The sequence below is a fragment of the Streptomyces sp. NPDC058697 genome (assembly GCF_042715345.1).
Taxonomy (GTDB): Bacteria; Actinomycetota; Actinomycetes; order Streptomycetales; family Streptomycetaceae; genus Streptomyces; species Streptomyces liliifuscus.
The window spans coordinates 533,739-547,520 of sequence record NZ_JBHXSU010000003.1 but is presented as its reverse complement, the minus strand read 5'-3'; the positions used below and the strand labels follow the sequence as shown (position 1 = coordinate 547,520).

At 72.3% G+C, this 13,782-nt stretch carries 15 protein-coding genes; 7 read left to right on the top strand and 8 right to left on the bottom strand.

Translation table 11 applies throughout. The features are described 5' to 3' along the window. Positions 1 to 6: 6 nt before the first annotated feature. A complete protein-coding gene (locus tag ACFWXQ_RS10220; RefSeq protein ID WP_383942340.1) occupies positions 7 to 750 on the bottom strand; it encodes a response regulator transcription factor in 744 nt (247 codons plus the stop codon). A 170-nt stretch (positions 751 to 920) separates the two neighbouring features. On the opposite strand from ACFWXQ_RS10220, the gene ACFWXQ_RS10215 reads away from it, so the two are divergent. The 3 genes from ACFWXQ_RS10215 (at position 921) to ACFWXQ_RS10205 (ending at position 3,567) form a co-directional block, all read left to right on the top strand. Then, the gene (locus ACFWXQ_RS10215) at positions 921 to 2,048 is read left to right on the top strand and encodes an endonuclease/exonuclease/phosphatase family protein (RefSeq protein WP_383942343.1); all 1,128 of its coding nucleotides are present in this window, start codon (positions 921 to 923) and stop codon (positions 2,046 to 2,048) included. 25 nt (positions 2,049 to 2,073) lie between these two features. Beyond that, positions 2,074 to 2,760 (top strand): hypothetical protein, encoded by a 687-nt coding sequence (locus ACFWXQ_RS10210; RefSeq protein ID WP_383942346.1) that lies wholly within the window; start codon positions 2,074 to 2,076, stop codon positions 2,758 to 2,760. 129 nt (positions 2,761 to 2,889) lie between these two features. Further along, entirely contained in the window at positions 2,890 to 3,567 is a 678-nt protein-coding gene (locus ACFWXQ_RS10205; RefSeq protein ID WP_383942349.1) for a ThuA domain-containing protein, read from the top strand. Positions 3,568 to 3,589: 22 nt separating this feature from the next. On the opposite strand, the gene ACFWXQ_RS10200 is transcribed toward ACFWXQ_RS10205, so the two are convergent. Together ACFWXQ_RS10200 and ACFWXQ_RS10195 are read right to left on the bottom strand one after the other, a co-directional pair. After that, entirely contained in the window at positions 3,590 to 5,176 is a 1,587-nt protein-coding gene (locus ACFWXQ_RS10200; protein ID WP_383942353.1) for a carboxylesterase/lipase family protein, read from the bottom strand. A 52-nt stretch (positions 5,177 to 5,228) separates the two neighbouring features. Then, on the bottom strand, positions 5,229 to 5,420 hold the full coding sequence (locus ACFWXQ_RS10195) for a hypothetical protein (RefSeq protein ID WP_383942356.1): 192 nt from the start codon (positions 5,418 to 5,420) through the stop codon (positions 5,229 to 5,231). A 138-nt stretch (positions 5,421 to 5,558) separates the two neighbouring features. On the opposite strand from ACFWXQ_RS10195, the gene ACFWXQ_RS10190 reads away from it, so the two are divergent. Further along, entirely contained in the window at positions 5,559 to 6,653 is a 1,095-nt protein-coding gene (locus ACFWXQ_RS10190) for a LacI family DNA-binding transcriptional regulator (RefSeq protein ID WP_383942359.1), read from the top strand. A 69-nt stretch (positions 6,654 to 6,722) separates the two neighbouring features. On the opposite strand, the gene mmuM is transcribed toward ACFWXQ_RS10190, so the two are convergent. Both mmuM and ACFWXQ_RS10180 read right to left on the bottom strand, forming a co-directional pair. Then, positions 6,723 to 7,688: a homocysteine S-methyltransferase gene (gene mmuM, locus ACFWXQ_RS10185; protein WP_383942362.1), complete on the bottom strand. Its 966-nt coding sequence runs from the start codon at positions 7,686 to 7,688 to the stop codon at positions 6,723 to 6,725. Positions 7,689 to 7,714: 26 nt separating this feature from the next. Then, complete coding sequence (locus ACFWXQ_RS10180) at positions 7,715 to 8,452, bottom strand: SDR family oxidoreductase (RefSeq protein ID WP_383942365.1); 738 nt, start codon at positions 8,450 to 8,452, stop codon at positions 7,715 to 7,717. Between the two features lie 93 nt (positions 8,453 to 8,545). On the opposite strand from ACFWXQ_RS10180, the gene ACFWXQ_RS10175 reads away from it, so the two are divergent. Continuing rightward, positions 8,546 to 9,409, top strand: coding sequence for a LysR family transcriptional regulator (locus tag ACFWXQ_RS10175; protein ID WP_383942368.1), 864 nt, complete (start codon positions 8,546 to 8,548; stop codon positions 9,407 to 9,409). A 76-nt stretch (positions 9,410 to 9,485) separates the two neighbouring features. Continuing rightward, complete coding sequence (locus tag ACFWXQ_RS10170) at positions 9,486 to 9,887, top strand: VOC family protein (RefSeq protein ID WP_383942370.1); 402 nt, start codon at positions 9,486 to 9,488, stop codon at positions 9,885 to 9,887. 65 nt (positions 9,888 to 9,952) lie between these two features. On the opposite strand, the gene ACFWXQ_RS10165 is transcribed toward ACFWXQ_RS10170, so the two are convergent. Both ACFWXQ_RS10165 and ACFWXQ_RS10160 read right to left on the bottom strand, forming a co-directional pair. Further along, positions 9,953 to 10,687 carry a helix-turn-helix domain-containing protein gene (locus tag ACFWXQ_RS10165; RefSeq protein WP_383942373.1) on the bottom strand — a complete coding sequence of 245 codons (735 nt, stop codon included), beginning with the start codon at positions 10,685 to 10,687 and terminating at the stop codon, positions 9,953 to 9,955. Between the two features lie 10 nt (positions 10,688 to 10,697). Beyond that, the gene (locus ACFWXQ_RS10160) at positions 10,698 to 11,633 is read right to left on the bottom strand and encodes a cupin domain-containing protein (RefSeq protein WP_383942376.1); all 936 of its coding nucleotides are present in this window, start codon (positions 11,631 to 11,633) and stop codon (positions 10,698 to 10,700) included. A gap of 80 nt (positions 11,634 to 11,713) precedes the next feature. Here ACFWXQ_RS10160 and ACFWXQ_RS10155 point away from each other — a divergent pair, with 80 nt between their 5' ends. Continuing rightward, complete coding sequence (locus ACFWXQ_RS10155) at positions 11,714 to 12,550, top strand: NAD(P)H-binding protein (RefSeq protein ID WP_383942379.1); 837 nt, start codon at positions 11,714 to 11,716, stop codon at positions 12,548 to 12,550. Positions 12,551 to 12,607: 57 nt separating this feature from the next. Here the strand turns inward: ACFWXQ_RS10155 and ACFWXQ_RS10150 are convergent, their stop codons facing one another. Then, entirely contained in the window at positions 12,608 to 13,759 is a 1,152-nt protein-coding gene (locus ACFWXQ_RS10150) for a YihY/virulence factor BrkB family protein (RefSeq protein ID WP_383942382.1), read from the bottom strand. Positions 13,760 to 13,782: the final 23 nt, after the last annotated feature.

Below are 13,782 nucleotides of genomic sequence, written 5' to 3'. Positions count from 1 at the left end.
GGCCGCCTATCCACGGTCTCCTCCCCCGTGTCCGGCCCCATGTCCGGCCCCATTTTCGGTCTCGTGTCCTGCCCTGTGTCCGGCCTCCGGTTGTGTGTCGATGCGGTAGCCGACGCCCGGCACGGTGGCGATGATCCAGGGTTCGCCGAGACGCTTGCGCAGGGCCGAGACGGTGATGCGCACGGCGTTGGTGAACGGGTCGGCGTTCTCGTCCCACGCGCGTTCCAGGAGCTCTTCGGCGCTGACGGCACCGCCTTCGGCGGCGACCAGGACTTCGAGCACGGCGAACTGCTTCCGGGTGAGCGCGACATAGCGGTCGTCGCGGTAGACCTCTCTGCGGAACGGGTCGAGGCGCAGACCCGCGATCTCCCGCACGGGCGGCCTGTTGTGGGCGCGTCTGCGGTCGAGTGCCCTGAGCCTGAGCGCGAGTTCCCGGAGTTCGAAAGGTTTCGTGAGGTAGTCGTCAGCGCCGAGTTCGAAGCCGGAGGCCTTGTCGTCGAGCCGGTCGGCGGCGGTGAGCATGAGGATCGGCATGCCGCTGCCTGAGGCGACGATGCGTTTGGCGATCTCGTCGCCGGAGGGGCCCGGGATGTCGCGGTCGAGGACGGCGATGTCGTACGTGTTGATGCTCAGCAGTTCCAGAGCGGTGTCGCCGTCGCCCGCGAGGTCGGCCGCGATCGCTTCCAGGCGCAGACCGTCGCGGATGGCTTCCGCCAGAAAGGGCTCGTCCTCGACGATCAGCACACGCATACGCTCGATGCTACGAGCCGAGGCATATCGCCGACATATCGAAAACCGCATACGTGCCCGCAACGCCACGCCGCCTTGACTGGGGGCATGTCCCGCAGCGAAAGCGAACCAGCACGAGCAGGATCCGGCCGTGGCCGACCTCGACCCGGTCGACCGGGAGCCGCCACGCGATGACGACCACCCCACAGCAGGACACTCAGGAAACCGTGGCCGCCGACGCGAGGGACTCGGCGGAGGCCGAGGAGGGCGGCGCCGGCCGCCGGGGTGGCGGCGCCGGTGCCTGGCGCGCGGGCATCCGCCGGGCGGTACGCGCCCTCTCCCGGCCGGAGCCCTGGAAGCGCGGCCCGGTGCTCGCGGCGCTGGCGCTGTTCCTCGGCCTGCTCATGCTGCTGCACGCGCGGATCCCGGACGGGTTGAAGAACGTCGGCAGCCTGGTGGAGACCTTCCTGCCGTGGTTCGGCCTGTTCGTCCCGGTGCTGCTGGCCGGGGCGCTGTGCCGCCGCTCCGCCTCGGCGGTGGTCGCGCTGCTGCTGCCGGTCACGGTGTGGCTGAACCTCTTCGGCGGCGTGCTCAACGACAAGTCCCACCCGGGCGGCGACCTCACCGTGGTCAGCCACAACGTGGGCGCCGGCAACCCCGACCCGGCCGGCACCGCCCGCGACCTGGCCGCCTCCGGGGCCGACGTGCTGGCTCTGGAGGAGCTGACCACGCAGGCCCGGGGCGCGTACGAGAAGGAGCTGGCGAAGACGTACCCGTACCACACGGTGAAGGGCACGGTCGGGCTGTGGAGCAGGCTGCCGCTGTCGGACACCCGGACGGTCGACGTCGCGATGCTGGGCATGGCCGGACCGCTGGCGAGGAACCTGACGGCCGAGGAGAAGGCGGCGACGCCCCGGGCGCTGCGCACCACGGTGGCCACGGACCACGGACCGCTGGCGGTGTACGTCGCCCACCTGGGCTCCGTACGCGTCAACCCCAGGGCGGGCCTGTCGACGAGCCAGCGGGACGACGGTGCGCGGAAACTCGGCGAGGCCGTCGCGGCCGAGAACAACGAGCGGGTGATCCTGCTCGGCGACCTGAACGGCACCACGGAAGACCGCGCGTTCACCGGCCTCACCTCACAGCTCCGCTCGGCCCAGGAAACGGCCGGCGACGGCTTCGGCTTCAGCTGGCCGGCGGGGTTCCCGGTCGTACGGATCGACCAGATCCTGGTCCGCGGCGTGGACCCGCGGAGCTCATGGGTACTGCCGTCCACCGGCAGCGACCATCTGCCGGTGGCGGCCGCGATCAGCTGGTGAACACCCGTGCGGCAGGATGGCACCCATGATGCGTGCCGTGCGTGACCTGGGTGCCCTGCGTGTCCTGCCGTTGCTGCTCCTGCCCGTGTTGCTCGTTTCCTGCGGTACAGAGGAGGCGGGGGCCGGGGCGGACACGGGCACAGGCACGGGCAGTTCGGCCTCCCCCGCCGATCCCGTCGATCCCGCCGAACTCGCCGCGCGTGCCCGGGCCTTGGGGGTCGCGCCGGAGCTCGTCTATGTCACCGAGGCCCCGGGGTTCGCCGTGGCCCAGCAGTCGGTGGGGGTGTTCGGGGGCGACGGGTTCCACACCGCGTACTTCTCCCAGAAGACCCACACCCAGTTCGAACTCTTCGTGGACCGGGGCACGTTGACCACCGAGAACTGCGCGGAGACGCAGGTGGGGCAGGGGTCTGGCGGGTCGGTCGCCTGTGAGCGCGACGGGGAGGCCTGGTACCGGAAGGGTGGTGGCCGGCATGAGTACGCCGTGCCGCGCGACGGTCATGTGATCCGGGTCGTAGGTGACGCCGAACGGCTGGACCGCGCCGTCCTGCGCGAGGCCGCGAAGGCGGCACACCATCCGGACGCCGCCGAACTGACCGCCCTCCTGCCGCCGGCGCCCGAAGGCGCCGCCGCCACCGAGCCGGTCGAGCGCGGGGACCTGCCCCCGGTCGGCGACGGTGCGCCCAACAACGAGGTGGGCGCGTCGGGTTGAGCGACCGGCCCAACATCAAGATAGGCGAGCCGGGTTGAGCAAGCGGCCCGCCGGACCGAAAATTTCGGAGTCCTGCCTGCGCCTCCGGCCCTCCGGCCCGCGCGACAGCGCGCCCTAGAGTCGGATCCCATGGCAGCCCAGCGCCCAGAACCCCGCATCCTCGTCCACAGCCGCACCACGGACTACCGCCACGAGTCGATACCCGACGGCATCGCCGCCGTACGGTCGCTCGGGGCCGCGCACGGCTTCACCGTCCACGCGACTGAGGCCCCCGACTTCTTCGACGCCCCCGTCGGCCCGTACGCGGCCGTCGTCTTCCTCTCCACCAGCGGCGACATCCTGACTCCGGCCGGCCGGGAGCATCTCGCCGCGTACGTCGAGGCGGGCGGCGGCTTCGTCGGGGTGCACGCGGCGGCCTGTACGGAGTACGACTGGCCCTACTACGGCGAGTTGCTCGGGGCCAGGTTCGCACGGCACCCGGACCACCAGCCGGGCAAGGCGGTGGTGGAGGACCGGGACCACCCCGCCACCCGGCATCTGCCCGCTGTCTGGGAGTTCACCGACGAGTGGTACGACTTCCGCACGAACCCGCGCGACGCGGTGCGCGTGCTCGTCTCCGCCGACGAGTCCTCGTACGACGGAGGCGGCATGGGGGACGACCATCCGCTTGTGTGGTGCCGCGAACAGGGCGCGGGCCGGGTCTTCTACACCGCCCTCGGCCACGCCTCGGAGGCCTACGAGGATCCGGACTTCCGGCAGCACCTGCTCGGCGGAATCGGCTGGGCGGGGCGGATCCGCACCCCGTGAGGAGCGGACGGTCCCACCGTGGTCACCCCCGCCGCACACCTCCCGGCCTCCGAAGCCGCCGCACGACCGACAACGGCACCGCACCCGGCTTCGATGTCTTCTGAGTCTTCTGATCGGCAGGGTCAGCAGGATCACCCGCGGCCTCCGAGGCGACGAACTCCGCTTCCCACAGGGCGAGTTCGCGATCCCGGGGCCCGTGCACCACCGAGGGCTCCCCCGCGCCGAAGACCCGTACCGGATGCGTGGCGTCCCACACCGGCCACCCGGGATCCCCCTCGACGGCGAACCGTACCCACGCCGAGTGCATCTCGTCGGCGAGGGCCTGCGGTGCCCCGGGCCCGGCGAGCTTCGCGGACTCGGGCACGTCGGCCGTGTCGAAGACGAAGCCGAGCTCCAGGGCATGGCAGGCACCGAGGCCGGGGACGTTGGAGGGCCAGGCGAACTCGTAGACGTACGAGGGTGCCGGGTGGGCGTCCGCCAGGCGGTGCAGCGGTACGCGGAGCAGATGGTCGGTGACCAGCTGGCCGACCAGGTCGGCGGTGCTCGCGTCGGGATGGGCGAGCCGGTAGCCGCGCGGGACCTCGGGGCCGCAGCGGCAGCGGGCCATCGCGCCTGCCAGGGCGACCGGGCCCAGCCGGTCGATGCGTTCCAGGAGGCCGGTGGGCGCGAGCCACAGCCGGTACTCCTCGCTGGTCCAGCCCAGCAGCAGGTCGACGTCCCGGGCCGCGTCGCCGTCGAGGAGCGCCTCCAGCGGGTCGCGCGGCACGAGGTCTCCGTCGACGACGATGCCGAACGCGGGGCCCCCGAGGACCGGGCTGGCACGGCGGCCGGCCTCGGCCTGTGCCTCGGCCAGGGCGGCCCGGTCGACGGCGGCGAACGCCTCGGCGGTCGCGGGGATCTTCAGCCGGGTGGCCATACGCCGCACCAGGCGCCGTACCTTGTCCCGTTCCGTCACCTCGGGCGGGCCGCTCTGCAGCGCGGCCCGCCGGAACAGGCCCCGGGCGCGCGGGCTCGCCAGCAGCGCGCCGATGCTGATCGCGCCTGCGGACTCGCCGAAGACGGTCACCCGATCCGGATCGCCGCCGAACTCCGCGATCGCGTCCCGCACCCACTCCAGCGCGGCGAGCTGGTCGCGCAGGCCCGGGTTGGCGGGGGCGTCCGGGAAGAGGCCGTAACCCTCCACGCCCAGGCGGTAGTTGAGGGAGACGAACACCAGGCCGTCGCGGGCGAAGGCCCGGCCGTCGTACACCGGTACCGCCGACGAGCCGCGGGTCAGCGCCCCGCCGTGGATCCACACCATGACGGGCAGGCGGGCGCCCGGGCCCGGCTCGGGCGTCCACACGTTCAGGTTGAGGATGTCGTCGCCCGGCACGACCGGGTCGGCGAGCAGCTTCGCGAAGGCCTCGGAGTACGGCGGCTTGGGCGGCGTCGGCCCGAAGGCGCCCGCGTCGCGCACGCCGTCCCACGGCTCGGGCGGGACGGGCGGCCGGAAGCGGCGGGGGCCGAAGGGAGGGGCGGCGTAGGGGATGCCGCGGAACACGGCGAGGCCGTTCTCGTAACGGCCTCGGACGGCACCGTAGGGGGTGCCCACCACGGGACCCTCGGTCATTCGACCATCTCCTCACCTGAGCGGGAACCACAGGGTCTGCCCCCTCGGCGCATCACGCAACCCGTGTGTCACGCGGCCCGAGGGCGACCCCAGGGAGGCCCCAGACACTCCCGGGAAGGGCGAAGTCCGCCGCGCGGCAGCCCGTCCGGCGGCCGTCCGGCGGCCCGCCTAGTGGTCCATCCAGCAGGGCGGGCGGCACGGCGGGCAGCACGGCCCGGCCGCCCAGGACCTGCGTGTTCGACATTTCGAAAGTTTCGGCTCCGCGAAATTCCGTTGAATACCGGCCCTTCCACGGTGTGTCACAGCGGCCTTACTGTAGGAAGCGCTTTCTACCCGAAACTTTCGACGGCCCTCGGGACGGGGCCTGGAGAGGTGGGCTTCCATGGTGCGTACCGGAAGCGTGGCCGGGCCGACCCTCGCGGTCGTCGCACGCGAGGCGGGCGTTTCCGTGCCGACGGCCTCCAAGGTCGTCAACGGCCGTGAGGACGTGGCGCCGGAGACCCGCCGCCGGGTGACGGAGGCACTCGACAGACTCGGCTATGTCCGCAGACCCCGATTCGACGCGGTGAAGTCGCCCGGTCTGGTCGACCTCGTCGTCCACTCGCTGGAGAACTCCTGGTCGGGCTCGATCCTGCACGGCGTGGAGGAGGCGGCGCACGACGCCGGCCTGGAGGTGGTGGTCTCGGCGGGCCTGACCCGGACCCGGGGCGGCCGTCCGGAGCGCGGCTGGCTGGACAAGCTGTCCACGCGCGGCTCCTCCGGTGTGCTGTTCAACCTCTCCGAGCTGACCGCGTCCCAGTACGCCTGGCTGGACCAGCACCGCATCCCGTTCGTACTGATCGACCCGGTGCTGGAACCGCCGCCCGGGGTCGTCTCGGTGGGCGCGGCCAACTGGCACGGCGGGGTGACCGCCACCGAGCATCTGCTCTCCCTCGGCCACGACCGCGTGGCCGTCATCGCCGGCTACCGCCGCAAGATGTGCAGCACCGCGCGCGTCGCCGGCTACCGCTCGGCACTCGCGGCGGCCGGACTGCGCCACCGCCCCGAATACCTGCGCTACGGCAACTTCGACGAGAGCGCCGCGCACCGGCGGATGCTGGAGCTCCTCGATCTGCCGGAACCGCCCACGGCCGTCTTCGTCTGCTCGGACCGCATGGCCCTCGGCGCGTACCGGGCGCTGGCCGAGCGAGGGCTCTCCGTCCCGGGCGACGTCAGCGTGGTGGGCTTCGACGATCTGCCCGAGGCCCACTGGGCCTCGCCTGCCCTGACGACCGTCCGCCAGCCGCTCGCCGAGATGGCCGCGACGGCACTGCGTCTGCTGGTGCGGATGATGGCGGGCGAGCAGCCTGAGGGGACACGTACGGAGTTGTCCACACGGCTGGTGGTACGGGCGAGCACGGCACCCCGCCGGCCCGCCCCGCCCTCACGGGGAGTCGAACGAGCCGAGCGGGTCGCGCAGGTTGGGCGAATCGAGTGAGCCGGGCGAGGAGGGTGAGCCGGGAGAGCCGGGTACGGCGGGAGAGCCGGGTACGGCGGGAAAGCTGAGTCAGCCGGGTGAGGCAAGTGCTTCCGCGATGGCGGTGATCGCCGTCGGCCCGACCCGGCAGCATCCGCCGATCAGCCGGGCCCCGGCCCGCTCCCAGCCGCCGACCTGTTCGGGGGTGAAGGTGGAGCGGCCGGTCCAGGCGCGTGCCTCGGCGTCCCAGGTCTCGCCGCTGTTCGGGTAGACCACGACCGGCTTGCCGGTGACGCGTGCGGCGGCCTCCACCGCGGCGGCCACGTCGTCGGGGGCGCAGCAGTTGACGCCGACCGCGATCACCTCGTCGGCGTCGGCGGCGAGCGCGAAGGCCTCCTCCAGCGGCTGCCCGGCCCGGGTCCGGCCCCCGGCGACGCTGTACGACAGCCACGCCGGTACGCCGAGCCCGCGCACCGCCCGCAGCAGCGCCCGTGCCTCGTCGGCGTCGGGCACGGTTTCGAGGGCCAGGACGTCGGGCGCCGCCCCGGCCAGCACCTCCAGCCGGGGCCGGTGGAACCGTTCGAGCTCGGCGACGCTCAGCCCGTACCTGCCCCGGTACTCCGAACCGTCCGCGAGCATCGCCCCGTACGGGCCCACCGACGCCGCCACCCACAACGGCCCGCGCACGCCCTTCGCCCCGGCCTGCCGGGCCGCCTCGCGGGCGAGTTCGACACTGAGCCCGAGCAGCCCGGCCGCGTGCTCGCGGGAGATGCCTCGCCGGGCGAAGCCCTCGAAGGTCGCCTGGTAGCTGGAAGTGATCGCCACGTTCGCGCCCGCCTCGAAGTACGCGAGATGCGCCTCGGTGATCGCCTCGGGCCGCTCGGCGAGCAGCCGCGCCGACCACAGCTCGTCACTCAGGTCGTGCCCGGCCGATGCGAGCTGGTTGGACATACCGCCGTCGAGGACGACGGTGCCGGTGGCGAGCGCCTCGGCGAGGGTGCGCGGGGAGGCCGGTGAGAAGTCGGGGGTGGTGTCGCTGTCGGTGTCGCGGGTCATGTCACGACGCTAGCGGTAGGCCGAGGTCACCAGGGGATGACGCCGTCGTCCTCGAAGAACGAACCGGTCGGGCCGCCGTCGGGCAGCGTGGCGAGCCGGATCGCCGTGGCCGCGCCCTGCTCGGGAGTGCGGGGTCCCTGGAAGCCGGTGAAGTCGGTCGCGACCAGGCCCGGGCAGGCGGCGTTGATCAGGATGTCCGTATCGGCGAACTGCCGGGCGTACTGCACGGTGACGGCGTTGAGGAACGACTTCGACGGCGAGTAGGCCGCCATGACGGGGCCTATCTCGATGTCCGGGTCCGCCTGCCGGGTCAGGGAGGCGACGGAACTGGAGACGTTGACGATCCGTGGCGAGGTCGAGCGCCGCAGCAGGGGCAGCATCGCGTTGGTCACCCGGATGACACCGATGACGTTGGTCTCCACGACCGTGCGGACCAGGTCGAGGTCGAGCGCGGTCGGGTCCTGCGCCCACCCCGGGCCCATCTCCCCCGAGATACCGGCGTTGTTGACCAGGACGTCCAGGCGCCCGGCCTGCAGTTCGACCAGTGCGGCGGCATCGGTGACGCTCCGGTCGGCGGTCACGTCCAGCGGAACCCCGAACGCGTCCACCCCGGCGGCGCGCAGCTTCTCGACAGCGGTCTCGCGCCGCGTCTCGTCGCGGGCTCCCACACCCACGCGGTACCCGAGGACCCCCAGCCCGGCCGCGATCTCGTATCCGATTCCCTTGTTCGCGCCGGTCACCAGCGCGATCTTCGTTTCGCTCATGCCGTTGATGCTCGCTCGCGGACGGGCGGCGCATCCAACACCGATACGGTGGCCTGTGATACCCGGCAGGTATCACTGACGTACGCTGCGGCCATGGACACCTTGGAGACCCGCGAGATGAGGTACTTCGTCGCCGTCGCCGAGGAACTGCACTTCGGCCGCGCCGCCGAGCGCCTCGGCATGGCCCAGCCGCCGCTGTCCCGGGCGATCCAGCAACTCGAACGGCGCCTCGGCGTACGTCTGTTGGACCGCGACCGCCGCGGTGTCTCCCTGACCGACGCCGGAGAGGTACTGCTGCACGAGAGTCGCGCGGTCCTCGACGCGACCGCGGCCGCCGCACGCCGCACGCGTCGCGCCGGTGGCGCCGACAGACCGGACGGCGCCCGGAGTCGCCTGGTGCTGGCGGTCAAGGCCGCCGGATCCCACGAACTGCTGCAGAAGCTTCTCGACGCCTACGCGGCGGAGCCCGATGCCGCCGAGATCGAGGTGCTGCTGTGCGGCATCTGCGAGCAGGGAGGGCTGTTGCGCGACGGCCGTGCCGATGTGGCGCTCATGCACGCGCCGTTCAACTCCCTCGCCGGGTTCGACAGCGAGGAACTGCTGACCGAGGGCCAGATCGCCATCCTGCCCGCCGGGCACCCCCTCGCCGCGCGCAGGACCTTGTCCCTGGCGGACATCGCGGACGTCCCCGACCTCCCGTTCGCCCGCTGGCCCAGCGACGGCGCGTACCCACCGGGACCGGGTCCCGAGGTCCACGACCTGACACAACTGGCCCAGCTGATCGCCCTCGGCCGCACGGTGGCCGCCTTCCCCGACTCGGCCCGCGCCTGGCTGTGGGCCGAGCACACGGCAGTCCCCCTGACCGACGCGCCCCCGGTGGTCACCCACATAGCCTGGCCCGCCCACAGCCGCTCCCTGGCCCTGGCAGGCCTGATCCGCACGGCGACACGGCTATGACCGTCGTGACGCTGCCGCCCCGCCCCTGTCCGATTCGTTCAAGACCCCCGTCCGCGGCTCTCCCTACGGTGGTCCCATGACTCCACGATTCGACCTCATCGGCCTCGTCGTCTCCGACATGGCCGCCTCCCTGACCTTCTACCGCCGCCTGGGACTCGAATTCCCCGAGGGTTCCGAGAACCAGCCGCACGTCGAGGCGAACCTGCCCGGCGGCCTGCGCTTCGCCCTCGACACAGAGGACACGATCCGCTCCTTCCACCCCGACTGGCACCCGCCGACGGGCGCGGGGCGGGTAGGCCTGGCCTTCGCCTGCGACACCCCCGCAGATGTCGACGCCACGTACGAGGACCTGATGGCATCCGGCTACCAGTCCGAGCTAATGCCCTGGAACGCAGCCTGGGGCATGCGCTACGCCGTGATACTCGACCCGGACGGCAACGGCGTAGACCTGTTCGCCCCGCTGAACAGCGCCCCGTAAGGGGCGCGGGGAACTGCGCGACCAGCCCCCACCGAACCCGCACCCACCCACCACACCCCACAACCTCAACGCCGCAGCAACTCCCCCAACGGCGCCCCCGCCAACTCCCGTACGTCACGCGCCAGATGAGCCTGATCGGCAAACCCGGCCCGCACGGCAGTGTCCGCCAGAGGCACCCCGTCCCGCGCCAGCCCCAGTGCCCGCTGCAGGCGCAGAATCCTGGCCAGCGTCTTCGGCCCGTAGCCGAAGACGCCCCGTGCACGCCGGTGCAACTGCCGCTCGCTCCACCCCACCGCCTCCGCGACAGAGGCGACGGACCGTCCCGCGGACAGCCCCGCGACAGCGCCCCGCACCCACGGATCGGGCGGATCGACATCGCCCGCCCGCGCCACGGCCAGGGCCTCCAGCGCGGCGGCGGGATCGGCCGCCGAGTCCACCTGCTCGGTCAGCCGCCGCACGGCCTCCGCGCTCCACAGATCCGCGAGGTCGACGCGCCGGTCGCGCAGTTCGTGCGCCTGGACGCCGAGGTAGGCGGGTGCCGTCCCGGGGAAGAACCGGACGCCCGCGAACCGGGTGCCGCCGGACGCGCCGCTCACGTACGCGCGGGTGTCGGGCCCTGCGACGAAGAGCCGCCCCTCGGTCCACAACAGGTCCATGCAGCCGTCGGGCAGCACCGGCGCCGAGTCACCCGGGACGGCGGTACGAGTCCAGACGACCGCGCCCGGGAGCCGCGACGCCCACTCCCTGTACGGACCCGGCGACACGTCCACGTACGACTCAGCCACGTACGACTCGGCCACAGGCAAAACGCTACGCCGCCCTCGTCCGGTGTTCCTGCGGGCTGACCCCGTACACCCGCTTGAAGGCGCTGGACAGGGCGAAGGCGCTGCCGTAGCCGACGTGGCGGGCGATCGCCTCCAGGGTGTCCTCGGTGCCGCGCAGCCGGTCGGCGGCGAGCGCGAGGCGCCAGCCGGTCAGGTACGTCATCGGGGGTTCGCCCACGAGTTCGCTGAAGCGGCGGGCGAGCGCGGCCCGTGAGACGCCCGCCTTCGCGGCGAGGGACGCGACCGTCCAGGGGTGCGCCGGATCGTCCTGGAGGAGCCGCAGGACCCGGCCCACGACGGGGTCGGCCAGAGCCCGGTACCAGGCGGGCGCCTCGGCCTCGGGGCGTGAGAACCAGGCCCGCAGCGCGGCGATGACCAGCAGGTCGAGCAGCCGGTCGAGGACGACCTCCTGGCCGGGCTCGTCCCGCACGATCTCCTCCATGATCAGCGGGGTGAGCGGGCACTCCCACACGTCGGAGGGGAGGGTCAGGAGGGCCGGCAGCGCGTCCAGCAGTCGGCCGCTGACCTCGCCGTTCATCGGATACGTGCCGATCAGCATCACCATCGAGCCGTCGAGCCGCGCACCCCAGGTGCGGACGCCCAGGTCCATCCGGCCCTTGAGCGAACGGCCGTCCGGGTAGGTGCACACCTGGTTCGGCAGGATCACCGCCTGGGGCACGGTCGACGGGTCGTCGGCGCAGGTGTAGGGGTCGGGGCCGCGTGCGATGGCGAGGTCACCGGCCCGCACCCGCACCCGCTCCCCGTTCTCGGGCATGATCCAGGCATGCCCGCGCACCATGAGCATGACGGTGAGCGGGGCACGGTCCTCGATGCGCAGGGACCAGGGCGGCTCGAAACACGCTCGGATCATGAAGGCGCCACGCGCGCGTGGACCTTCCAGAAGGCCTGCGAGTGCGTCCATGACCCCAGCGTAGACGCGCCCTTATGGGAACGAGAGCTTCAGCGATGTTCCCTTTCTGTGCCAAGCCGTTGACTGGGCTCATGACGGAAAACACGCGGAACGAGACGGTGTTGGTGACGGGGGCCTCGGGCAAGACGGGGCGTCAGGTGGCGGAGTCCGCGAAGGCCGCCGGGTTCGATGTCCGGGCCGCTTCGCGCAGCAGCGAGGTGCGCTTCGACTGGTACGACAGCTCGACCTGGGACGGGGCGCTGCGCGGCGCGGACGCGGCGTATCTGGCGTACACGCCGGACATCGGCGCGCCGGGTGCCGGGGAGAACATCGCCGCCCTCGCGCGGCTGGCCCAGGAGCTCGGCGTACGTCGTCTGGTGATGCTGTCGGCGCGCGGCGAGCGGCAGGCGGAGCCGGCCGAGCGGGCGCTGCGCGAGTCGGGTGCCGAGTGGACGGTCGTGCAGGCCGACTGGTTCTTCCAGAACTTCAGCGAGGGCCTGCTGCTGGAGGGTGTGCAGAGCGGTGAGTTCGTGTTCCCCGCCGGTGAGGTGAAGGTGCCGTTCATCGACACCCGGGACCTCGCGGACGTGGTCGTGAAGGCGCTGACGGATCCCTCGTACGCGGGCCGGACCCTGGAGGTCACGGGGGCGCGGCTGCTCTCGTTCCGGGAGGCCATGGCGGAGATCACCGCCGCAGCGGGCCGGGAGATCCGTTACCTGCCGGTGTCGACGAAGGAGTACGGGGCGATCCTGGCCGGGTTCGGGCTGCCGCCCGAGGAGGTCGCCTTCATGGAGGAGGTCTTCGACGGGCTGCTCGACGGCGGCAACGCACAGTCCACGGAGACCGTCCGGCAGGTTCTGGGGCGCGCGCCGCGCGATTTCACGGACTTCGCCCGGGAGCTCGCGGCGACCGGCGTGTGGAAGGGCTGACGGCCACCGGCGTACCTCCGAAAGTTCGAAGAGCTCCCCTTGGCGCCCCCGTCGCGGTCACTGCGGCGGGGGCGGCTCGTCGCCGTTCTTGGGGGTGGTCTTCGCGTGTGTGCGCAGCCGGGAGGTCACGTCCTCGGGGGGCAGGAAGCGGGACCAGCGCTCCGGGAACTCGGAGGGCATGTCGGGGTCGTCCGGGTCGTCGGCGAGGTGGGCCCTGGCAGCGGCCGCGCGGGCCACGAGGTCGGCGGCCTGCTCGGCGCGCAGCCGTTCGTTGACGGCTCGGGCGGCGGCGGTGGCCGCGGCCGGCCAGACCCGGTCGATGGCCGCGTTGACGGCGGCGCCGACGAGGACCGCGAAGGCGGAGACACCGATCCACAGCAGTACGGCGACGGGCGCCGCCAGGGAGCCGTAGATGCTGGGGCCCTCGACCGTGTTGGTCAGGTAGATGCGCAGCAGGAAGCTGCCGAGCACCCACATGGCGAGGGCCACCAGGGCGCCCGGCACGTCCTCGACCCAGGGCGAACGCACGGGTACCGACACGTGGTACAGCGTCGTCAGGAAGGCGATGGACAGCACGATGACGACGGGCCAGTACAAACCCTGTACGACGTTCTCCGACCAGGGGACGACGTCCACCACGGCGTCCGGGCCCGCGACGACCAGCGGCAGCACGATGGAGCCGATGAGCAGCGCCGCGATGAACAGCGCGAAGGCCACGAGCCGGGTCTTGACGATGCCGCGCACGCCGTCGAGGCCGTACATGACGGTGATGGTGTCGATGAAGACGTTCACCGCGCGCGAGCCCGACCACAGGGCGAACAGGAAGCCGAGGGAGATGACGTCGGGGCGGCCGCCCTCCATGACGTCGTGGAGGACGGGCTCGGCGATCTGTGTGACGCCCTTGTCGGTGAGGATCGTGCGGGACGCCTCCAGGAGGTTGCTCTCCACGCTGGCGATGGTGTCGGCGCCGGTCCAGTCGTCGACGTAGACCAGCAGGCCGAGCATGCTGAGCAGCAGCGGCGGCACGGAGAGCAGCGTGAAGAACGCCGCCTCCGCCGCGAGTCCGAGGATCCGGTACTCGATGCACGAGTTGACGGTGTCCTTGATCAGCAGCCAGGCGGTCCTGCGCTTGGAGACGTTCCGGTAGAGGGCTCGGGCCCGATGGAGACGGCCGGACGTCCTCTGAGGGGGTTCACTTGCTGGCTGCACGCCCTAAAGGTATCCGCCGTGCG